Genomic DNA, 21,130 nt, shown 5'->3' with positions numbered 1-21,130 from the left:
CGCATCTGATAACTGATCACTGATAACCGATAACTGATAAGGCTGACTGCTAAGTTTAGTATTCTGGTACAGAGGAATCGACTTCGCGACTCCAGGCGCTGATGCCACCTTTGACATTAATTCCTTCGATACCTGCCTCTTTGAGGATAGCGAGGGCTTTAGCGGAACGTCCCCCCATCTTACAATGGGCAATGAGACGATAACCGTTGACTAATTCCTTAATTTTGGGAATTGCCGAACCATTTTCGATATCGGGTAGGGGAATTAATACCGAGTTGGGGATATTAGCGATTTGGTACTCGTTGGGATTACGCACATCGATGAGAATGTAATCATTGGCCTCGCTGTCAATTAGTGCTTTTAACTCTACTACGGTTATTTCTGTCATTTTTTGCTGTTCTGCTGCTTCTTGTGCCTTCGCTTGCGGAATACCGCAAAATTGTTCGTAATCAATTAGTTTTTCAATGACGGGACGGATGGGATTCGGACGCAATTTTAACTCACGGAATTTCATTTCCCAAGCATTGTAGAGCAGTAAACGACCACTGAGGGTATCCGGAGCGCCGAGGATAATTTTAATGGCTTCTGTGGCTTGAATTGTGCCGATTACTCCGGGTAAAACCCCTAAAACGCCGCCTTCGGCACAGGAGGGAACCATCCCCGGTGGTGGCGGTTCGGGATAGAGATCGCGGTAGTTGGGACCGCCTTGGTAGTTAAAAACGGTTGCTTGTCCTTCAAAGCGGAAAATTGAGCCATAGACGTTGGGTTTGTCGAGAAGAACACAAGCATCATTAGTCAGATAACGGGTGGGGAAATTATCGGTCCCGTCGATGACTACATCATAGGGGGCTAAAATGTCAAGGGCATTTTCGGAACTTATGCGGGTTTCGTACAAATCCACCTGACAATAGGGGTTAATTTCTAGAATTCTGTCCTTAGCGGAAACAATTTTCGGTTTACCTACCCAGGAAGTGCCGTGAATAATTTGACGTTGCAGATTGGAACTATCGACGATATCGAAGTCAACAATACCGATTCTACCGATGCCAGCCGCCGCTAGATAGAGTAAAAGCGGGGAACCGAGTCCCCCGGTGCCGATGCAGAGAACACTGGCGGCTTTTAGTTTTTTTTGACCTTCTAAGCCCACTTCGGGCAGAATAATGTGTCGAGAGTAGCGTTGAACCTCCTCTTTGGAAAGTTCGATCGCCGCGAGATTAGGATTTAGCATAGATTGGGTAAATAGTGAAACCTGACTCGATTCGGGCAAGAATTTCGTCTCAGCACGGTTTAGAGACAAAAATCAGGAAGACTCGATCGCTTCCTGTTTTTTCAATTCTTTCTATGATTATGATAGTGTGAGGGTCTGGCTCCCTGTTGTTAATATTAGTTAACTTTCCCCTGCTACTTGGGCGCGGTATTCACTAGCGGAGAGGGTATCAGCCAAGGCATTATCGGGATTTTCTACCCGCACTTTTAATAACCAACCCTCCCCGTGGGGATCATCGGCAATTAATTCGGGGGAGTCAATCATCGCTTGATTGCGATCAACTACGGTTCCCGATACGGGAGGATAAAGATCTTCTACCGCTTTTACCGATTCAATCGTGCCGAAACTACTACCTAATTCTAGCGCCTCTCCCAATTCGGGCAATTCCAGAAACACGATATCACCCAATTGATCGACGGCAAAAGCACTAATTCCCAAGGTAGCGATTTCACCTTCGAGTCTGACGTATTCGTGGGTTTCTAGGTATCTCAAATCCTCGGGATATTCCAGTTCCATCGTCTGTCTCTAAATATTTACAGCATCAGATAGTTTACTAGATCTCTTGGGGAAAATGTTCATCGGCTAGGGCTGTTTTATTGCCAACCCTACCTAGACAAAATTAATTACACCGATCGAGGCCTGATTAAACAGCTAGAATTGGTCTAGGTCGATCGGGGAACACCGGAACACTGGAACAATAAGGGACTTGCGTGGGAATAATATCCCAGCTTTGAAAATCGCTCTGTAGAAGAATCAGACTAGCCAGATGGCACAGGATCAAAGCGCAAGTCCCTTATTGGAAGGGGGTTCTCGAAGGCTCTCCCCCTACTTAGGGTGATCAGCAAACCCCCTGCGCGCGGAGGGCGCAAGCTTTGCGCCCCTACAGTAACGGATTTTGTCCACAATGTAGGGGCGAACTGCGTTCGCCCAAAAGGTACATTATACCAAATTTCTAAATCCATGACAGACATCCACGCTCGAATGCTTGCCAAGCCTGCATTCGTTGTGACGCGAATAAAGAAAAATGGTATTATCAAAGCGCAAGTCCCTAACCGGTTTAAATACCTCCTAGCCTACTTAAGTAGGGAGGCACAATTACTTGTAGGATGGGTTAGCGCACTTCGTAACCCATGCGGGCGTTGGGTTTCATGCTTCAACCCAACCTACGTTGATCTTATATTTAATTCCACCCACTTATGTTAAATTCCATCTTAGATGCTCGTGGTGGCGAACATCAAACCATAAGAGCCTTTTTTGAGCCAAAAACCATCGCTGTGGTGGGATTTAATGGCCAAAATCCCCAACTTGATCGCACTCTTTTAAATAATCTCCATGATAATCCCGGTCAGCACCGCATTTATCTAGTTAATCCTCACCCCGAAAACCGGCTCGATCTTCCCACCTATGGCAGTTTACAGGATATCCAGGCGGCGATCGATCTGGTAATTATCACCGCTCCCGCTCCAGAAATTCCCGCTATTATCGCCCAATCTGTCGAAAAACAGGTTAAATGCGCCCTGATTCTCTCCACGGGTTTTCGGGAAACTGGCCAGATGGGGGAAAATTTACTCAGGGAAATTAAAGCGATCGCTGGTCAAAAATTACGCATCATCGGTCCCCATAGCTCAGGAATCTGCAATATAAGCCAAAATCTTAACGCCACCTTTTCCCCCATCCTGCCGAAAACCGGTTCAATTGCCCTGATTAGTCAAAGTGGTGCGATCGCTGCTGCCGTGCTTGATTGGAGTTTAAGCGAAAATGTCGGTTTTAGTCACTTTATCTCCCTCGGAGTCCTTTTAGATGTGGATTGGGGCGAATTACTCTATTATTTAGGAGACGATCCCCAAACCAAAAGCATCGTTATCTACTTGGAATCCCTGAATAATGCCCGCTCTTTTCTGTCCTCGGCCCGAGAAGTTGCCCTAAATAAACCAATTATCGCCATTAGTCGCCACAGTACCGACTTTGACCCCACTTATCTTTCCCGTGCTGGCAAATTGACCAGCGATCAACTAACTCTCTCCGCTGCCTTTGCTCGCTCTGGCATCGTGGAAGTACAAAGAATGGCCGATCTCTTGAATATCACGCAAGTTTTAGGGAAAATTCCCCGATTTCCCCGGGGAAAACGCTTGACAATCATCAGCAATGGTGTTGCTCCCGCTCTTTTAGCGGCCTCGGCTTTACTGGCGGAAGATGGACAACTGGCAACCCTTACCCCCGCAACGATCGCGCAACTAGCTCCTCTTTTTCCGGCGGATATTGTCCCACAAAATCCCATCGATCTGCGTCGCAGCAGCGATCCCGATAGCTACGCTCGCGCCCTAGAGATCGCTTTAGCGGATGCTCATACCGATGCGGTGTTGATGATTCTCTCGCCTCGCTTTAACACCGATCTGCGAGAAATTGCCCTTAGCATTGCCTCAATTGCTCAAAAGACTAAAAAACCCATTTTAGCAAGTTTGATGGGGGGGGGAGGGCATTACAGAGGGGGTAGCGTTATTAAATCAGCAGGGTATCCCCACCTATCGCTATCCCGATTCGGCGGCCCGGGTGTTTAATTTGCTCTGGAAATATGAAGAGAATCTCCGCGGTCTTTATCAAACGCCAATTTTAGCCAATTCTCGGGAAAATGGCTCCGATCGAGTTTTAGTGAGCCAGATTATCGAGCAAGTAGGGGATAGAACAATTCTCAGTGAGCCAGAGTCTTTAGCTATACTGAAAGCTTATGGAATCCCTGTTCTTGTCACTGAAATCGCTGAAAGTGCCGCAGAAGCAGTTAATCTCGCTGAATCTCTCGGTTATCCCGTGGTGATGAAACTGCATTCCCAGACGATTATCCATAAAAGCGCGGTGGGTGGGGTACAATTGCCGCTTTTTTCCCCTAGGGCAGTGGTGCAAGCGTATCAGGCGATCGAAGCTAATATTAGCGCACAAGTGGGTCGGGAGCATTTTTTCGGGGTGATTATTCAACCGATGTTAGAGATAAATCGAGGATATGAGTTAATTATCGGCTCTAATTACGATGATCAGTGCGGACCGGTGATAATTTTCGGGACTGGTGGCCGTTTAGTCGATATTTTTCAAGATTACGCCACCGCTCTACCTCCTTTAAATACTAATCTCGCGCGCCGACTTTTAGAAAAAACCAAGATTTATCGGGCTTTTCAGGGACTAAATGGGCTTAAATCGCTTAATTTAGCGAATTTAGAGCAAATAATCGTTAGATTTAGTCACCTGGTTAGTGAACAACCTCGCATTAAAACTATCGATATTAATCCCTTTTTTGCCGATTCAGAGCAATTAATCGCTCTTTCCGCCTCTATCCTTCTTCATCCTCCAACTACTCCCCCAGAAAAGTTATCTCATCCGGCAATCCGTCCCTATCCCGAACATTATATAGAACCTTGGACGACGAAAAGAGGCTTAAAAGTGCTAATTCGTCCGATTCGAGCAGCAGATGAGCCTTTAGTGCGACAATTTCACCATTATCTCTCGGAAGAAACCATTTATTATCGTTATTTTCATCTTGTCAATCTCGATCGCCAAACCGCTTATGATCGTCTTACGCACATTTGTTTTATCGACTACGATCGAGTAATGACTTTAGTGGTAGAGATTAATAACGATCAGACGGAAGATCGAGAAATTATCGCTATAGGACGCTTAAATAAACTACATGGCGTTAATGTGGCAGAATTTGACCTATTAGTTAGGGATGACTATCAAGGTCAGGGCATTGGTACAGAATTACTACAATGTTTAGTCACTATTGGCAAAAAGGAAGGATTAGAGGCAATTGAAGGGCAAATTTTAAGGGATAACCGCGCTATGCAGATGATAGCGACCAAAGTAGGGTTTTCTCTCTATAAAACTGCCGATTTTGTCAAAGCGGAACTTGAATTATGAAGCCTTTTTGACCAGCTGATCAAGCAATGGCCAGATAAATTTTGGCAAACTTATTATATAATTCTCACAAGCTAAATTATTTTCATGGTGATTGATCAGATTAGCCTAGTTGTTGTTTTCCTTCCTAGAGGCTGAATCGGTAGTTGTCCTGAAGGTGGTTTGACGGCATAAAAATAGATAAATACTGGAGAATTTAGGACAATGAAACTACGTTACTATAAACTGCCTAATGGCGAGAGGAACTTTGGAGATGAGCTTAATCCTTGGCTTTGGGAAAAACTGATTCCTGGTATTCTAGATGAGGATGCTAGTGTTGCCTTTGTGGGTATTGGTAGCCTAATTAATAATGGTTTACCAAAAAGGACAAGATATGCTCGTAAAATTGTTATTTTTGGTACGGGTGTCGGCTATGGAAAAGAGTTTCCAAAGCTCGATGAGTCTTATACAATTTATTGTGTTAGGGGATTACTTTCGGCTCAAGCCCTAGGCATTTCTGAGAAACTAGCGATAACTGATGGTGCTGTCTTAATTCGTCAAGTTTTTTCTAATCAGGCCCCAAAGAAATATCGTTTTTCTTATATGCCTCATTATGAACTTGCGGGCCAAGGATGGAAAACCGTTTGTCAAAATTTAGGGTTTGGTTATATAGATCCTAGATGGTCTGTAGAGCAAGTTTTATCAAGTATTAGTGAGACAGAAATTTTATTAGCAGAAGCTATGCACGGTGCTATTATTGCTGATGCCCTTCGCGTACCTTGGCTGCCAATTACTACTAACTCCAGTATTCTTGCTTTTAAATGGCAAGATTGGTGTTCCTCGATCGGTGTAGAATATCAACCTATTCGGATGAAAAGATTACATCACCCTAAAGAAAGTCTGGACATTCTAACTCCTTTTCGGACAATTAGGGATTGGAGTCGCCAAAAAGAAGCTGCTCAAGCTCTGAAACAAGCTGCCCTGTCTCGGTCTCCAGTTTTGAGCAAGGATTCTCGCATTGAAATGTTAACTAATCAACTAGAGGAAAAACTTCAAGACTTTAAAAAAGATGTAGCAAATGGTTTATTTTCTTGCTCAGAATGAAGGCGGCAATTGGGGAAAAGATTTTCATGATTGTCTCCTATTGCCACCATCACTAAATTAGTAAATTGGCAAGGTATATAATCTTAAGTCGCATAAATCTTAACTCTTGATAGCATTGATTTTTTAGCTTATTAATTTTGGCGGATAACCGAGATTGTTTTTCAATTTCAAGCCTTTGTTCATCTAGTTTCTTAATCGTTTCTTTGAGATGGTCAGGTATAGATTCTCTCTTATAGAACATTCTGTCCTTATAAGCATCAACAATCTGATGTCGCTCTGATTCATTGGGATAGCCGGTATCGTAATGATAAACTGGCCAACCAGCTAAATTGGACGCTATGCCCATAGCCGCTCCTTCGCCCGCAAAAACTCGATTATTTTCCATATAATCCCTGATTTCTCGCCAATATTGTAGAAATTGATCTGCTTGATCATTCTGCTCGTCTCGACAAACAACAAATATCCACTCTGAGATAAATTTACATTCTTCTATAGAAAATTGATATTTTTCTGCTAGTTCGTAAATTAGCCTAGATGACTTTTGCCCAGAATTTTTGATCACATATCTTTTCAAGTCATGACAACTTTTTGCGGTTAGGCCAACTTGCCAGTGACGAGATGCCGTAATATCCGTTAGTAGGCGACAATCAGCATCCAGAAAAATACAACAGTTAAAACCTTGTTTGAAAGATTCTACTATACAGTCGAGTTTATCGTGGTAAATTCCTACGGATTGAATTTCATGTTTTATTGGTATAACCGAATCCATACCAACAAATATCTGAGGATTATCAGTAAGAACGACAAAAGGCGTATCTGGTGAGCAGTGGTGAATATCTTCTGCAAGTTGTAGGGCGTGTTTCCTATATTTAGAACCTATGGCTAAGGTTGTCAAGCATATTTTTTTCTTACTCATATTCATAATGACTTTTTCCTAAAAAAGTAATTTTCTTGGCAATAACCCTTAGACTATGTTTGAAACTTATTCATTATAACACACCCTTAGATTTAGCTCTGATCACCCAGACGAGAATAACTGAAATGATAGCCTTTAGTGCGACAATTCCATCATTATAGTCATTTCAGATAAGTCTGATACAGTCTAGACCGACAAAATCCGTATGAACTCTGGGATTGATATTCTCAATCTTAATTGAAATGACTATATCTTTCGGAAGAAACCATTTATTATCGTTATTTTCATCTTGTCAATCTCGATCGCCAAACCGCTTATGATCGTCTTACGCACATTTGTTTTATCGACTACGATCGAGTAATGACTTTAGTGGTAGAGATTAATAACGATCAGACGGAAGATCGAGAAATTATCGCTATAGGACGCTTAAATAAACTACATGGCGTTAATGTGGCAGAATTTGACCTATTAGTTAGGGATGACTATCAAGGTCAGGGCATTGGTACAGAATTACTACAATGTTTAGTCACTATTGGCAAAAAGGAAGGATTAGAGGCAATTGAAGGGCAAATTTTAAGGGATAACCGCGCTATGCAGATGATAGCGACCAAAGTAGGGTTTTCTCTCCACAAAACTGCCGATTTTGTCAAAGCGGAACTTGAATTATGAAGCCTTTTTGACCAGCTGATCACTAATTTTCTGGCTGAATTGTTCGAGCTAATCCTTGCTCTAAAGTAAAGGGAGGTTGCCAATCCAGGGTTTTTTGAATATAGCTAGAGTCAACGGTAAGAGAACCAAGCAAGCGATCGATATTATAGGTATTAAAAGGGAGGTTTTTCCCTGTTATAGATTCTACCCTATCACCCAGATAACCTAAGAATCTAAGCAGGGTAGTGGGGACGGGCAGCAATTGACAGGGTTGTTGAATTTGTTGAGCAATGAGTCGAATTAATTGGGGAGTCGAAACAGCTTGGTTATCGCTAATTAAAAAATTTGATTAGCGGCATTAGGATGATCTAAACAGGTAATAATGGCATCAACTAAGTTACCCACAAAGACAAAACTGCGGCGATTTTTTACCGCACCAAAAGGCAAGGGTAATCCCTGTTTAATTAGTTTCATCAAGCGATCCATGTTACCCGGATTACCTGGCCCATAAACTAGAGTAGGACGAAGGATTGTCCAAGTCATGTTACTATCTTTGGCAAGGTTAATTAAAGCTTGTTCTGCTTGCGATTTACTACCACCATAAGGACTATCAGGATGACAGGGAGAATTTTCGTTAAGAATATCATCACTTTCGGAAGCCATAGCATGAATAGAACTGACAAAAATAAAGTGTTTAACTCCCGCTTTTAGCGACTGCTTAACTAGGTTAATAGTACCCTTAGTGTTAACTTTTATAAATGATGCTTCTGGATTGGCAATAGTCTCATGAAGGATATGAGCGCGTCCTGCTAGATGAATAACGGTATCAATGCCTAGCAATGCTTCTTGCCAATCGGTTATATCATCAATTTCACCCACCTGAATAGCCTTAATTGACAGGGATGCGGGAAACTCAAATTTCTGGCGAATTGCAGCTGTTATTTGCCAATTATGTTGGTGTAAAGTTGGCAGTAAGTGGCTGCCAATGAAACCAGTAGAACCTGTAACTAAAACGTTTTTCATTATTAATTATTCAATTAAGTTTAGTAAAATTTCCACCCATGTTTATTAAAAAAATACACAGCCGATTGAGCAAAAACTATAGCCAGTTTAGTAGAGTTGTGCGCTCCTCTTGCCCAATGATGATAAATATTTACATGGGGATAAAGTATGGTTTTGTATTTTTTAGACATTCTAAGGGTCAAATCATAATCTTCAAAATACATAAACATATTTTTATCAAAGTAGCCAATCTCATCTAAATATTTTCTGTTAAATAGCATAAAACAGCCACTAATAATCGGTACTTCCATTATCTGATTGTAGCTGATATCTCGCATTTCATACCAGTCCAATCTCTTTTTGAAAAGAAATTGCATTTTTTTTGGTATAAAACGTCTAATAAATAAGGTCAAAACCGTAGGTTGACGCTTGCAAAGGTATTGGATGTCCCCGTTAGGGTAAGATATTTTTGGAGTAATCAATCCCACATCTTGATGCTTATCGAGGTAGTGGATAAGCTCAGTTATCACATTATTATCAAAATAAACATCTGGATTGATAACTAAATGATAATCATACTTTTTAGCTCTAGTAATAGCTAGGTTATGTGCTTTGCCAAAACCAACGTTATCACCCTTATTGAAGTAATAATCTATATCGTATTCCTGAAAATTATCAAAAATTTTTTTGAGTTCATCGCTGGGAGAGTTATCTACTACTGATAAATTAATTTCTATTGGTGTGCTGAACAGAGATTTAATTGCTTGAATAACTATCTCTGGGTCATTTTTGTAAAGGACAAGGGAGGCCGTAAGTTGCATAAGTATCTAAAGCTATCTTTTACTAAAAAGAGTATCCAAACAGTTCTATATCTTCCTTGAGATGTTCACTAATAATATTTTTGGTTTCTTGGTTATAATAACTCCTGTAGTCTCGCTGACGTTGATAATTTTGATTGACGCTTGCTAGTTTTACTTTTGGTAACTTAAGCAATTCTAGTATTTTCTCATAGTCTTTTTGTAAAGTCTCAAATCTACCGATGAAATCCAGGATAATCTCGCCATTTTCATCAGCTAAAAACCTTTTTTGCAGGCCTATCCCTCTTTGAGCTTTCCAATATATATATTCCTCAAAACTCATCGATCTAACCACATAATGTAAAGGATGCAGCTTTCTCCAACAGATATATTTATATATTGATAACTCTAAATCCCAAGGGTTTCTGACAAAGGCAAATTTGAAAAGTTCATTATATTTATCTTGACCAATTAGGTTTTTAACATCTAGGGCTGAAGCGTGAGGATTCAAATAGCCTTGAGGAAATTTAAAAGAATCATAAACCCAACCCATAGGGTCAGAATAAAGGTAATTGCGAAGATTAACTTTATTCCCCAAACGAAAGTTAATTCTCCCTAATACCCAATCAATTTTATAGTTAAAATATTCCCAGTCATTTAAGATAGTTTTTCTCAGGGATTTCTCCAAAGACGACCCCGCTACTTTGGGATTATGGATAAAAAGAAAGTTGTATTTGTAGGAAATTAACATTTTATTCTCATCTCCAGCTGATTTTTTAGTGACAGTCGTAGAACTATATTTTTTGGGCTATAATAACCTTCTGCTTTTCAATTACATTGCGCATCGAGTTTACTAGACGTATTTCAGCATGAAAACCACAACTTTCTAACCGTTTAGTTATATCCAATCCGTAATTTCTGAAGGCAAGAACTCTTCCCTGTCCACGAATTTGGTCGCCATGATACTCAGGCTCAAGTTGATGTATGATAGTCCCATCAGGCTGTAAGAAACATCTTTCAACTGTCTTCGGGTTATCTAATAAAGGCACGGTAAAGATAAAGTATCCATCTTTTTTTAGGACTCTGTAAATTTCAGAAAACCCCTTGCTGTCATCAGGAACATGCTCAAAAACTTCGGTGGAAGTCACTAAATCAAAAGATTCGTCGTTGAGAAGAAGATTTTGAACGTCTTGACAGACAACAGATTTCTTCATCAACCCTAGAGGTACATCATCAAAGTATTCAGAAAAGTATAAATTTTTAAATTTACCTTTTAAGAATTTATACAAAGCTCCGCGAGAAGACAACTCGTAAACAGAGGTACTGGTTGAAAAATTTAGAGATTCAATTGTCAAACCAACTGCTCTATTAATTTTAGTATATCTACAGTTTAAACAACGAGTACCAAAATATCCTAGATGTATCCGAACCACCACAGAACCGCATAAATTACAAATCCCAATCATCTCAATAGAGCCTCCTTTTATTTTCATATATGGTTATAGTTCATAGTTGCTAATTAGCATCAATTAAATTTTTGTACTCCTGATAGTAATTGTCACACATACTTTCCAAAGAAAAAAGTTTTTCGGCTTTTAACTTAGCCAGAGAAACTTTGTCTTTAATTTCATCTAGCATAAGTATTTTGTTGTTCAAGTCGTCTATATCATCAAGCTGAAAAAAAGTTACTTCATTTTCTCCAAAAATTTCCCTAAATGTCGGAATATCAGAACAGATAATCGGAATTTCTAAATTAGCGGCTTCCACTAGAGCTAAACCAAATCCTTCCGAGCGAGATGGAAAAACAAAAACGTCAATATTAATCGCGGTTTCCCAGGGATTTTCTCGATAGCCTGTAAAAACACATCTTTGATCAACTCCTAGTTTTTCTGCCAAGAGTTGCAATCGATTAATGTCTTGAGATGTTCCCCCTATTGCCATGAGATGGTAGAGGGTATTTTTCTGTAATACTTGGATAATTTGCTCTACTCCTTTTCTTTTATTTAGGATAGAAACTGTACCTATGACAATTTTATCTCCAGTTTTTATATCACTGCCTTTGATTGTCTTTCTACTGTCATATATTTTTTTTATTCCATTGTAAATTACAGTGGTATTTTTATAGCCAAGTCCTTGATAGTATCTTTCCATTGTCTGACTTATGCAAACTGCTAAATCTAATTTTCGGCAAGCTAGGTTCCATAAATTTCCCCATATATAACCTAGTAGAGAGTCTTTTTCGTATCTAAGTTCATCGACGTGATAGCCATGAATGGTTGTAATCTTTATGCCTTTAATCTTATGGTAATTAATAGCAAGGTACAGATCGGGTTTTAATCCATGGGAGTGGACTATATCGTAATCTTTTAATTCTTGACAAAAGCCGTTGAAACTTATTTTTTGAACAGGAGCATTAAAGCTGAGGCATTTTTCTTGAGAATTAGTTTCACTGAAGTAGAATACCTTCACCTCAAGCTCAGGATAAAAACTATTAGACAGCCACAGGGGTATTCTCGTTAAACCACTATCTTTGAGACGAGGAATAATATAAGCGATTTTCATATATGGTATTTACTCCCAACTTTTATTATCTATCTTCACTGCCATTATGCCGGACTATTTTTGACAAATGTAGTGATTCGCAGTTGTCGCTTAATATATCGCATTATTACTACTGCCAAAGAGAGTAATAATTCTAGTTTTGACTGCCTTAAAACTTCCTTTCTAGCTCTAAACTCCTCCTTCAATGCTAATTTTATATCTGAGGAGCGACCCCCCAGTAAAAATTCAGCAGTGGCATAATCAAATTGTTTGGGTTTTGATAATTGAGTGAACCTGAGCCAAAGATGGTAATCCATAGCACATTTATAATTATTGTCAAACCCATTTACTTCTTCTATCAAAGCTCGTTCAGAAAAAACAGTTGGATGGGGAATTGTATTTACTATGTGAAGTAGTTTTTGACTAAATTTAGGAGGACAGAAGCAACCCACTATAGCATCGTCTGTAGGACTTCTCAGTAGTTGATTACCGAAACACCATCGCCAGCCTTCTGAATTATAAGATGAAACCACTGACGACAGGGTTGTGTCAGCAGCAAATTTATCCCCTGCATGTAAGTGATTAATTAGAATTCCTGTTGCTAAACTTATCCCTTTATTCATAGCGTCAGAAATTCCTGCATCTGGTTCACTCACCCAATAATCAATCTTATCTTCATACTTACGAATAATATCAACCGTACCATCCGTAGAACCGCCATCTATGAGAATATACTCAACATTATCGTAAGTCTGGCTAATAACACTCTGAATTGTCTGCTCTAAGTGCTTTTCTCCATTAAAAACTACCGTTATAATAGTAACCAAAGGAACTGCAAATTTTTCCGATACCTCACTTGTCTCCCTGTAGGACTGCTTGAAATATCCCTTTGTTCTTAATCCTCCTTCTCCCTTGCGTTCTGGATTAGGTGGCGAAAATAAATGAGATTGCACTTTTGCAGAAGGATCGTTAACAATAACTGGCATCTCCATAGTCATCAGACGAGTCGTGGAAAAGTTATGATTAAGATTAATTGTTGTCATAATTTTTTAATAGTGAGTAATTTTCAAGCAATCATCCAGAAAGAACCGGGTAATCGCTCCTCATTATAAGCATTGATATTATCAAGAAATACGGAATTATTATAATAAGATACCATAGATAAGGATGCCAAAACTAGAAACTTTTTATTAAATTGTAGAAAAGTTTCTAGAAAGTATTGCTCATTCCAGTATCTCGATTCTTTTAGATTCCATTCGATGGGATAATCATAGGGAAAAAATATATCATGAATATGAACTAAGACTCCTGTTTGTAAACGGGGATAAACTTGAAGAAATTCAAACTCCACATCACTACCAGACTTAAACACATGACTAGAATCAACGAACAGAATATCATTGGTTTGCAGGGATTCAAAAACAGACAAATCTACGGCTTCTACTTTCTGGGTAAGCAAACTAAATTCTAGAAAATCTTTACTAACATTAGCAAAGTCCTTTAAAAAATCTTGAGGATAAGGCTCGATCGAGATCAGTTGTGATTTTTGGGAATTTTCTCTAAAATTCATTCTTAAAGCTGCGGCGATAATTTTAGTGCTACCACCCGACCCAATTTCAATTACCTGAGAGGGTTTCCTTTCTCTGACCATAGCATAGAGGACTTCTGCATCGCCACTAATAAGGCCAGAACTATCTTCAGAATAACCAAACGCTGAAAAAATTTCTTTATTGTTAAATTCCAAACCATATTTTTCCAGTAAATACTTAACCAGTTCAGTTTGCTTGTCTAGATGCCATTCAATTGAGCTAAGAGGCCTTTCTTTGCCCGCGTATGTCATAATTTCCTGACGGTTGGGTATCGGCTGATAGAAATGGTCAGTAATTAGGGTGTAGCCAATATTTCTTAAGAGGGGATTGAATATTTTTCTGGCTAGGGCAAATTTAATATTTTTTCTCCCCTGTTCGGTTTGCATACGGTTAAGTAATTTTTTTAACATTGTCAACCTTTACACGACTAATATTTACTGCCCTGTTTTATCGTCAACGCCAACTCGAAACTGGTATCCTTTATCAAACTGTTACTAGCTGTTTGCCTTTCATTAACTCTTGGTAAAATTCTCTTAAGGCTGCCTGTTATTTATAATAGGCAATGTAACTAGCCAAGTGGTTCAAGACCCGATCTAAGAATTAGCTTCGTTGCATTGTACCCGATGTTCAACTTCTTGTCAAGAAAATTTTAACCAGTTTCCTCCCAGAAAGAAAACAAGAGTTTTCTAAGGTTATTGGTTGTCCATGCTTCATATTCCTATCCTATTAGCTTTCTGGAGAGTTATTATCAACAATCCTCCAGTCCTTAATTAATTTAAAGGGATGATTGGTTACTAAGTAGGGAGGCACAATTATTTGTAGGATGGGTTAGCGGTAGCGTAACCCATGCGGGCGTTGGGTTTCATACTTCAACCCAACCTACGTTCATCTTATATTTAATTCCACCCACCTACTTAGCAGGTCAATATCTAGATTTATTCGGGCAAATCTCCAAAACGCTCTCGATAGCGTTGAAGCAATGCTTCTAAATCCTCAGCCCGCATTCTTTCCTGTTGGGCCCGCATTCTCTCCTGTTGGGCCCGCATTCTTTCCTGTTCGGTTAGCTCTGACTCCGTGGGCAGTAAATCGCCAGCAAAAGTCGCCCAACGCAACCACACTGCCTCGACTCCCTTATACTCCCCTTGCCAGCGTACCAAGGACAACCCTAGTCTTTCACTGAAAAATCTTTCTCCCTCCTCTAGAGATAATGGCTCGTAGTTGCCGTCTCTGAGGATAAAACCCGCCCAGTCTTCAGGATTAAAGGGATCGTACCAGAAATATTCTGGCACTCGCAAACGGTCTTGATAGATGGCTTTCTTTTCAGTTTTATCCTGTGGAGCGGTACTTTCGGAAAGGAGTTCGATAACCACGTCGGGAGCTTTCCCTTCTTCCCAAACCACCCAACTTTTTCTTTCCGCTTTGGGAACCCCCAGGACAGCAAAAAAATCGGGACCGCGAAATTCCTCGCTTTTTAACTGTGCGGCACTGAAATAAACGAACATATTGCCGCCTACATAGCCATCTTCCCTAGCAGCTAACCAGGGTAACAAGGTGTCCATGAGGATATCCATCTGGAGTTTATGTCGTTGGGTTTCCATGGGAACGCCGTCATCACAGGGCAATTCATCTTGGGTGGGCAGTGAAAGTGGAGAAGGGGCAATAGTTGAAGTCATCGGAGTCACGCTGGTGATGAGACTTATGGGGCTTTTTCCTCTGGCACTGGGGAAAATAATCTACTGGCTAGAATTGAGATGGGGCAAAATACTATGGTGATTATAGCCTTCTTCTAGGAAATTAGATTTTTTAAACATATGTTATCGGCTTGAGCTGCCTTCAATTTTTGGTACAGCAAAGGACTCCTTTCTCTACAAGACTGTTGTAGTCGCTGAAACTCGGCTTCACCTTTTTTCAGATAGGCGTCGACAAGCTCTCGATTGGCCAGATAGAAAGCGAGCGCACCATAAACCTGTCCGAGGGAAAGGAGTGGGAAATTTTGGGCAATGCTTTCGGGGGATTCTCCGTTCAAGAAAGAATAGACAACTGAATCAAGGGAGATACGAGTTCCTTCGAGCCAATATTCTTCTTCTCGTTGCTCGATGTACTGTTTTGTCGGAATGGAGGATAATTTCATAGGAGCAATGTTGCTGTTTAGCTAAAAGGATAAGAAATCGCATTACCAAGTAGGAATATCATTGCTAGGACTGGGGTATAGATTTTTTTGGATGTCTCTCTCGTTGTGTACGCATTGTGTACATAGTGTAGCACTATTTGAGGGATATCAACAAATAACTTTGCTCATGTTTTACCATATTAAAAATCTAATCTGGTTTAAAGAAAATACCATCCATTTGCAACATCCTTCCAAATTTTATTATTTTCATTTATTACTTATAATCTTTTTGATTAAGAGCTTCATTTTTCCTTTAGTTACTCGAACAAGGTTTCCAATATAATAAAAATCTCTTAATTGTTTATAATACAGAAATCTCATCACGCCTTTAGCCCCTCCCTGACAATGAATGCACAAAAATTTTATCTCCTTATTTAAATTTTTATTATATCCATAAGGATTGAATATAAGTTTTTTTAAACCAAATTGCATTTATTATTCATCCTCTAAGTAGTTAGTTGATGAATTAATATTGATATCTAGAGTCATATTATTCATTACTCTAGTAGGATTAGCTACTTTGGGATTGTCTTTAGACCATAGATATAATAGGGTCATGTCGCATATTCCTCCAGGCTTATTGTTTTCAATATGCCCTTGATATTTTTCTTCAAGTTTATCTAGTATATTTTTATTGCTGTATGCCTCAATACAAAAATTCGTAAAATCCTCCAATGCCTCAAGCGTCCAATATGAAAAATGAGGAGAAGATACCCATCTAGAATTATCTTGATTTTTGGTTGTCATTAAAGCAGCTATATAATCATTACTAAAATTTGAATAAACTTGCTCTGAGTAATCTGCAAAAGTCACAATATCGCCATCTAACAAAAATATTTTTTTTCATTTTTTTCTTTCATCCATTTCTCCAAACAAAAAAATCTTCTAAAACAAGCAATTTCAAATTTTTGAGAATTAGTTGACATATGAACATAGCATTTCTGAAAATTTTCATATTTATCAAACCGTACTAAAGTTGTATTTCAGTGATTTCTCCAAAAGCTTTTATTGGTGTCATCTCCTATAAGCACAACTGTATTATTAAAGTTTGCCGCTGATTTCAAGGCAAACTTTAAATAATTTGGCTTCCCACCAAAATAGGCAATAATTACAGGAATTTCTAAGGTTTCTATTGATTTCACGGTTTAATAACCTCCATTTTTTGAATTAAGTAATGAATCAAGCTTATTGAGAATGATCGAAGAATTTATGCGCTTTTAGGCTTCTGTTATTGAAAAGAGAGGCAATTTTTCTAGGTTGCTTATATTACAATATTTCATTATACAGCTTTAAATACTTAGATGCTTGAATCTCAAGAGTAAATTCTTGTTCTACTTTTTCTCTTGCCCGAATGCACAGTTGGTTATACCTTTCTGTATCTTCTAATACCCAATTAATTCCCCGTGCCAAGTCTTCCACCTCGAAGGGGTGAGCCAGATAACCATTTTGTTGATGTTCAATCATATCAGGCATTCCACCAATTTTAAAAGCAACAGAGGGAGTGGCACAAGCGAGAGCTTCCATGACTGTATTGGGAAGATTATCCTCAATTGAGGGAGCGACAAAAATATCGGCGGCGGCATAGACTAAAGCTAGGGAAATATCATCATTTAATCTGCCTAAATAATGAGTTTTCAAGCCAAAATCAGGCGGATTAACTGGTTCAGAGGCTCCGAAGACCACTAACTCTAATTTATGCTGCCATATTTCCCATTGGCTGAGTTTTTTTATAGCAGGCAGCAGTAGATGAAATCCTTTTCGGTTATCGCTTGTTGCTGTCATAGCACCAAAGAGAATAAGCTGTTTATCTTGGGGTAATCCTAAGAGATGGCGAGCAGTATTTTTCTCGATTGGTTTATACCTTTGAATGTCTAAACCATTGGCAATTACTTTTATCCGTAAATCCTGAAATAGAGAACTATTTCTAGCACAATATGCTAACCATTGACTGGGGGTAACAATAGTCAGATTGAGATTTTTCCAAGCTTTGGCTTTTCGCCACCAAACCCAACGAGAAATATCCCCATCTTGCTGACTTTTTAATTGGGGACAATGACCACAGGACTGAGTATATTTATTACATTCTCCACTATAGTGACAACCACCAGTAAAAGGCCACATATCGTGAGCCGTCCAAACAAGAGGTTGCTTAAATTTGGCTAAGGTTTCAATTTGTAAGAATCCCGCATTAATCCAGTGTAAGTTAATAATATCTGGACTAATTTGGGCTACTCTAGAAACAAGGCGATCGGGAAGCCATTGGATAGAATAAGGAGTCCGTTGGCGATTAGAGTATAAAAGAACAGGAAGTAAATCTAAGCTCGGTCGTGTTTGACTGACTGCTTTTTCTATTTTAGTCGCAGGAGCAATTACTGTTGGAACATCGCTGATTTTCCTTTGAACCAGCATTTGAGAATCTATACCGATTCCCCGCAAACCTGTATGTAAGCGATAACTTGCTTGTGCCGCCCCTCCTTCGAGATCATTAGTGTTGAGATGTATAACTTTCAAGATTAGTCTCCACCTTCTAAAAACCTATTAAAATCTTATAAAATATTATAAGATTAACAGGATTGGGGCATCGGTGACTCCCTAGTTGATGGACTATCTACAGAAGCTACTGATCAAGAAGTGGATTTGACCTTCCTTCCCCTTCGAGACTTATTTTTAGTCTTTCCGCTTCGGGAAACTGCATCACGCAATACCTCAAGGACGTTTGCTTGTGTAAACATTTGGTGTCTAGAAATTTTCTGTCCGCTTAAAAGCTTACAGATTTTACCCCATAGACCCCAATTAGAGGTAGCCCCATCCTCTGGTGAGACTACCCCCAAAACTGACCAATAAGAACGGGGTATTCGTTCAATAAACCCTAATGCTCTTCGGGCTATGACCATAGCTGCGGCAGAAGCCGAATTTAGACCATATTTGGGCATATATTTAGGATATGCTGAATAAATCTAAAAACCTTGTTGGGTAAGACTTTTAGACTTTTTGTCAATCAAAAAGTACCAGGCATGGGAGTGATCAGGGGGAAAATTGAGGTACTTTTTCCCTGAAAATTAGGTAGTTGACCACCTGAAAATCGGTAAAACCCTACACCCCACACCCCACACCCCACACCCTACCCCCACCGAAAAACTTTTTCAGCAGACCCTATTTAATCCTGCCGATGGTGCTAGTGGCAAAAGGATTTTTAAAAGCCACTTCAATGCCGTACTTTTCGGCTCTGGCTACCAAAAAGGCGCGGAATTTGTCATAAATAAACCCACTCAGCATCCGATTGTAGCCTTTTGAGCAATGGCGTATCGAGGCTTTCTTTTTACTAAAATCTAAATTCTCACAAGCAATCGGACATTGATAACTTTGAGCAATGCTGACAATTTCAGCCACAATATCTCTTAATTTAGCCGCTACTTGTCCAGTAGTTCCTATTGGTATGGGAAAAGAGAATAAAGTAAACTTTCCTTGATTGGATTCTAAATTTCCATCTCTTTTAATATAGCGGTATGCAGTCGAATGAGGTATACTGCAACCAGCTATAAGTCAGTCTAGGCAAGACTTTGCCTGTATCTCACTCAAGCGAATACCGCTATATTAAGAATAAAAATTCGGTTCTGGGAATTTTTCATTGACAATCCAATTGCCCAGATCGCGAATTTTGTAATCCACAGGATCATGAAGGGTAAAAGTTCGTAGATTCCGCCAGTAGCGATCAAACCCGTAGGAACTCGATGTCGCCCCATTGGTGACAAGTTAAGCCTGGATGCCAGTTGTCAAGGGGGTTTGGGAAAAAGGTTGGAAGAAGAATTCAGACGAACTTCGTTGTCGGTCAGGAAAAGGGGCGACAATAAGTTTGACATTGGGTTTTCGCTGCTGTTTAACAATACCTAAATCTCGATTCTCCGGTGCGGCAAAATACTTCACGGGGTCAGAAGCCAAGCCTTTTTGGTGCGCCACCTAAAAATGATACAGACCGCGATAAATCATTTCTAAAGAAATACGGTCAAAGGGTAAAGAAAGTTCGTCAGCGACAGCATCACCTAAATCTACTAAAACCGCATAAAATAGCCAAGTACCCCAAATCTGCCACTTAATTCCATTAAGAGAACCAGTCCACAAATAACTTAGCCCCAGCAGTCGTTTCACCGTGTTAAATGCGGACTCGATTCGCCAACGCCGTCGATACAAATCAGCGACAACGTAGGGAGGTAAAATATTGGGGTCAAGCACTGAAGTCAGATAGGAATGCCAAATCTTTCTCGAACGCACTTCAAGGAGACGTAAGGTAATATAAGGAGTCTCTTTAGTTCCTGAGCCGAGGCGAATTAAGCGGTCTCGAAGCCCATAACTATCGGTAAAAACTTGCTGGACTTGAATCGCGGCTCCTTTCTTCAAGCGGGTAATAAAATGAATCCCCCGGTCAATTAGTTGCTGCCAAAAGTAAAAGTGATAGAAGCCTCGATCCATTAACAGCAAGGTGTTGGTCTTGACTAAGCTTAACAAATCCGATTCTAACTTAGTATCAGAAGCTTTCGGATTTTCTTGAAACCAAATCTCTACAGGAAGTCGGTTCATTAAATCAATTACTATAGCCATTTTTCCAGCTAGTTGTCCTCGGGGTACATCGGCCAAGCTTTTCAGTTTCCGAAACAAGGCTTCTAAGGTGGAACTATCAGCTATCCAAATTCTCTCGAATTTGCTTAAGGTCAACTGAACACTTTCGGGCAGGGGACGCTTATTTCTCCACTGCCAAGCTTGTCTTAATTGGGGGAGCAATTCCTTGAAGACTCCCTCGAACAATTGAGAGGGAAAGGTTAAGAATCTTTGGGAAACTGCCTGTTGACTTACCTGGATGGGTGAACACCATAAAAACCCTTCTCTGGCTAACATTCGGCTTAGTTCTCTAACTCCAGCTACATCCCGCCACAGTAGAGTTAATACCGCCGCTACCATCAACGGGAGGTTAAGAATCCGGTCTCTTAATCCTAGTTGACGGTAATAGTTTTCTTGGGCGGTTATGGCTGGTTTAACTAGGTTTTCTAATTGGTTTGCTATCGCTTCATCTTCCACCATCGGACGCTGGACTTTTTTGGCGTGGTCACGATTGGTTTTGCGCTTTGTACTCATCAGGTCTCACCATCGGGAGGAGGATTTTTCTATTCCAAGTTTCGCAAATCGTTGAGGGAGTGTGGCGATTGCGGTGCGGGAGTGAAC

At 39.9% G+C, this 21,130-nt stretch carries 16 protein-coding genes and 4 pseudogenes; 3 read left to right on the top strand and 17 right to left on the bottom strand.

Features of this window, described 5'->3' with window-relative positions; all coding sequences use genetic code 11:
• Positions 1-55: 55 nt before the first annotated feature.
• Positions 56-1,228, bottom strand: coding sequence for a molybdopterin-synthase adenylyltransferase MoeB (gene moeB, locus GQR42_RS12285; protein ID WP_158200188.1), 1,173 nt, complete (start codon positions 1,226-1,228; stop codon positions 56-58).
• Between the two features lie 159 nt (positions 1,229-1,387).
• On the bottom strand, positions 1,388-1,783 hold the full coding sequence (gcvH, locus tag GQR42_RS12280; protein ID WP_158200187.1) for a glycine cleavage system protein GcvH: 396 nt from the start codon (positions 1,781-1,783) through the stop codon (positions 1,388-1,390).
• A gap of 680 nt (positions 1,784-2,463) precedes the next feature.
• Here gcvH and GQR42_RS29975 point away from each other — a divergent pair.
• A pseudogene (locus GQR42_RS29975) lies at positions 2,464-5,173 on the top strand (bifunctional acetate--CoA ligase family protein/GNAT family N-acetyltransferase).
• Positions 5,174-5,374: 201 nt separating this feature from the next.
• Positions 5,375-6,253 (top strand): polysaccharide pyruvyl transferase family protein, encoded by an 879-nt coding sequence (locus GQR42_RS12270; RefSeq protein ID WP_158200186.1) that lies wholly within the window; start codon positions 5,375-5,377, stop codon positions 6,251-6,253.
• A 52-nt stretch (positions 6,254-6,305) separates the two neighbouring features.
• On the opposite strand, the gene GQR42_RS12265 is transcribed toward GQR42_RS12270, so the two are convergent.
• A complete protein-coding gene (locus tag GQR42_RS12265; protein WP_158200185.1) occupies positions 6,306-7,175 on the bottom strand; it encodes a hypothetical protein in 870 nt (289 codons plus the stop codon).
• Between the two features lie 243 nt (positions 7,176-7,418).
• Here GQR42_RS12265 and GQR42_RS12260 point away from each other — a divergent pair.
• Positions 7,419-7,838: pseudogene (locus tag GQR42_RS12260) on the top strand (GNAT family N-acetyltransferase); the annotation flags it as partial.
• Between the two features lie 22 nt (positions 7,839-7,860).
• On the opposite strand, the pseudogene GQR42_RS12255 reads toward GQR42_RS12260, so the two are convergent.
• The 14 genes and pseudogenes from GQR42_RS12255 to GQR42_RS12185 all read right to left on the bottom strand — a co-directional run bounded on the left by GQR42_RS12255 (position 7,861) and on the right by GQR42_RS12185 (position 20,989).
• Positions 7,861-8,840, bottom strand: a pseudogene (locus GQR42_RS12255) (NAD-dependent epimerase/dehydratase family protein).
• 20 nt (positions 8,841-8,860) lie between these two features.
• The gene (locus GQR42_RS12250) at positions 8,861-9,640 is read right to left on the bottom strand and encodes a glycosyltransferase (protein WP_158200184.1); all 780 of its coding nucleotides are present in this window, start codon (positions 9,638-9,640) and stop codon (positions 8,861-8,863) included.
• Positions 9,641-9,662: 22 nt separating this feature from the next.
• Positions 9,663-10,367, bottom strand: coding sequence for a sulfotransferase family 2 domain-containing protein (locus GQR42_RS12245; protein ID WP_158200183.1), 705 nt, complete (start codon positions 10,365-10,367; stop codon positions 9,663-9,665).
• A gap of 43 nt (positions 10,368-10,410) precedes the next feature.
• Positions 10,411-11,082, bottom strand: coding sequence for a class I SAM-dependent methyltransferase (locus tag GQR42_RS12240; protein ID WP_158202462.1), 672 nt, complete (start codon positions 11,080-11,082; stop codon positions 10,411-10,413).
• Between the two features lie 49 nt (positions 11,083-11,131).
• Entirely contained in the window at positions 11,132-12,178 is a 1,047-nt protein-coding gene (locus tag GQR42_RS12235; protein WP_158200182.1) for a glycosyltransferase family 4 protein, read from the bottom strand.
• 44 nt (positions 12,179-12,222) lie between these two features.
• Positions 12,223-13,200, bottom strand: coding sequence for a glycosyltransferase family 2 protein (locus GQR42_RS12230; RefSeq protein WP_158200181.1), 978 nt, complete (start codon positions 13,198-13,200; stop codon positions 12,223-12,225).
• Between the two features lie 23 nt (positions 13,201-13,223).
• Positions 13,224-14,156, bottom strand: a complete 933-nt coding sequence (locus tag GQR42_RS12225; protein WP_158200180.1) for a class I SAM-dependent methyltransferase — start codon at positions 14,154-14,156, stop codon at positions 13,224-13,226.
• A gap of 525 nt (positions 14,157-14,681) precedes the next feature.
• On the bottom strand, positions 14,682-15,419 hold the full coding sequence (locus tag GQR42_RS12220) for a Uma2 family endonuclease (RefSeq protein ID WP_158200179.1): 738 nt from the start codon (positions 15,417-15,419) through the stop codon (positions 14,682-14,684).
• A 113-nt stretch (positions 15,420-15,532) separates the two neighbouring features.
• On the bottom strand, positions 15,533-15,877 hold the full coding sequence (locus GQR42_RS12215) for a DUF433 domain-containing protein (protein WP_158200178.1): 345 nt from the start codon (positions 15,875-15,877) through the stop codon (positions 15,533-15,535).
• Between the two features lie 474 nt (positions 15,878-16,351).
• The gene (locus GQR42_RS28710; RefSeq protein ID WP_233271370.1) at positions 16,352-16,747 is read right to left on the bottom strand and encodes a hypothetical protein; all 396 of its coding nucleotides are present in this window, start codon (positions 16,745-16,747) and stop codon (positions 16,352-16,354) included.
• 152 nt (positions 16,748-16,899) lie between these two features.
• Positions 16,900-17,058, bottom strand: coding sequence for a hypothetical protein (locus tag GQR42_RS28705; RefSeq protein ID WP_233271369.1), 159 nt, complete (start codon positions 17,056-17,058; stop codon positions 16,900-16,902).
• Positions 17,059-17,182: 124 nt separating this feature from the next.
• Positions 17,183-18,427, bottom strand: a complete 1,245-nt coding sequence (locus GQR42_RS12200; protein ID WP_158200177.1) for a glycosyltransferase family 4 protein — start codon at positions 18,425-18,427, stop codon at positions 17,183-17,185.
• 642 nt (positions 18,428-19,069) lie between these two features.
• On the bottom strand, positions 19,070-19,306 hold the full coding sequence (locus GQR42_RS12195; protein WP_233271368.1) for a hypothetical protein: 237 nt from the start codon (positions 19,304-19,306) through the stop codon (positions 19,070-19,072).
• Positions 19,307-19,669: 363 nt separating this feature from the next.
• Positions 19,670-20,989 (bottom strand): annotated as a pseudogene (locus tag GQR42_RS12185) (IS4 family transposase).
• Positions 20,990-21,130 lie beyond the last annotated feature (141 nt).

Origin of the sequence: Microcystis aeruginosa FD4 (genome assembly GCF_009792235.1) — a bacterium.
GTDB lineage: Bacteria > Cyanobacteriota > Cyanobacteriia > Cyanobacteriales > Microcystaceae > Microcystis > Microcystis viridis.
Note: the sequence above shows the minus strand (reverse complement) of the source record. Positions and strands in the feature narration are given on the sequence as shown.

What these genes read in the sequence shown, in the direction of transcription:
- moeB (WP_158200188.1), bottom strand. Translation starts at nt 1,228, where the DNA reads ATGCTAAATCCTAATCTCGCGGCGATCGAACTTTCCAAAGAGGAGGTT.
- gcvH (WP_158200187.1), bottom strand. Translation starts at nt 1,783, where the DNA reads ATGGAACTGGAATATCCCGAGGATTTGAGATACCTAGAAACCCACGAA.
- GQR42_RS12270 (WP_158200186.1), top strand. Translation starts at nt 5,375, where the DNA reads ATGAAACTACGTTACTATAAACTGCCTAATGGCGAGAGGAACTTTGGA.
- GQR42_RS12265 (WP_158200185.1), bottom strand. Translation starts at nt 7,175, where the DNA reads ATGAATATGAGTAAGAAAAAAATATGCTTGACAACCTTAGCCATAGGT.
- GQR42_RS12250 (WP_158200184.1), bottom strand. Translation starts at nt 9,640, where the DNA reads ATGCAACTTACGGCCTCCCTTGTCCTTTACAAAAATGACCCAGAGATA.
- GQR42_RS12245 (WP_158200183.1), bottom strand. Translation starts at nt 10,367, where the DNA reads ATGTTAATTTCCTACAAATACAACTTTCTTTTTATCCATAATCCCAAA.
- GQR42_RS12240 (WP_158202462.1), bottom strand. Translation starts at nt 11,082, where the DNA reads ATGATTGGGATTTGTAATTTATGCGGTTCTGTGGTGGTTCGGATACAT.
- GQR42_RS12235 (WP_158200182.1), bottom strand. Translation starts at nt 12,178, where the DNA reads ATGAAAATCGCTTATATTATTCCTCGTCTCAAAGATAGTGGTTTAACG.
- GQR42_RS12230 (WP_158200181.1), bottom strand. Translation starts at nt 13,200, where the DNA reads ATGACAACAATTAATCTTAATCATAACTTTTCCACGACTCGTCTGATG.
- GQR42_RS12225 (WP_158200180.1), bottom strand. Translation starts at nt 14,156, where the DNA reads ATGTTAAAAAAATTACTTAACCGTATGCAAACCGAACAGGGGAGAAAA.
- GQR42_RS12220 (WP_158200179.1), bottom strand. Translation starts at nt 15,419, where the DNA reads ATGACTTCAACTATTGCCCCTTCTCCACTTTCACTGCCCACCCAAGAT.
- GQR42_RS12215 (WP_158200178.1), bottom strand. Translation starts at nt 15,877, where the DNA reads ATGAAATTATCCTCCATTCCGACAAAACAGTACATCGAGCAACGAGAA.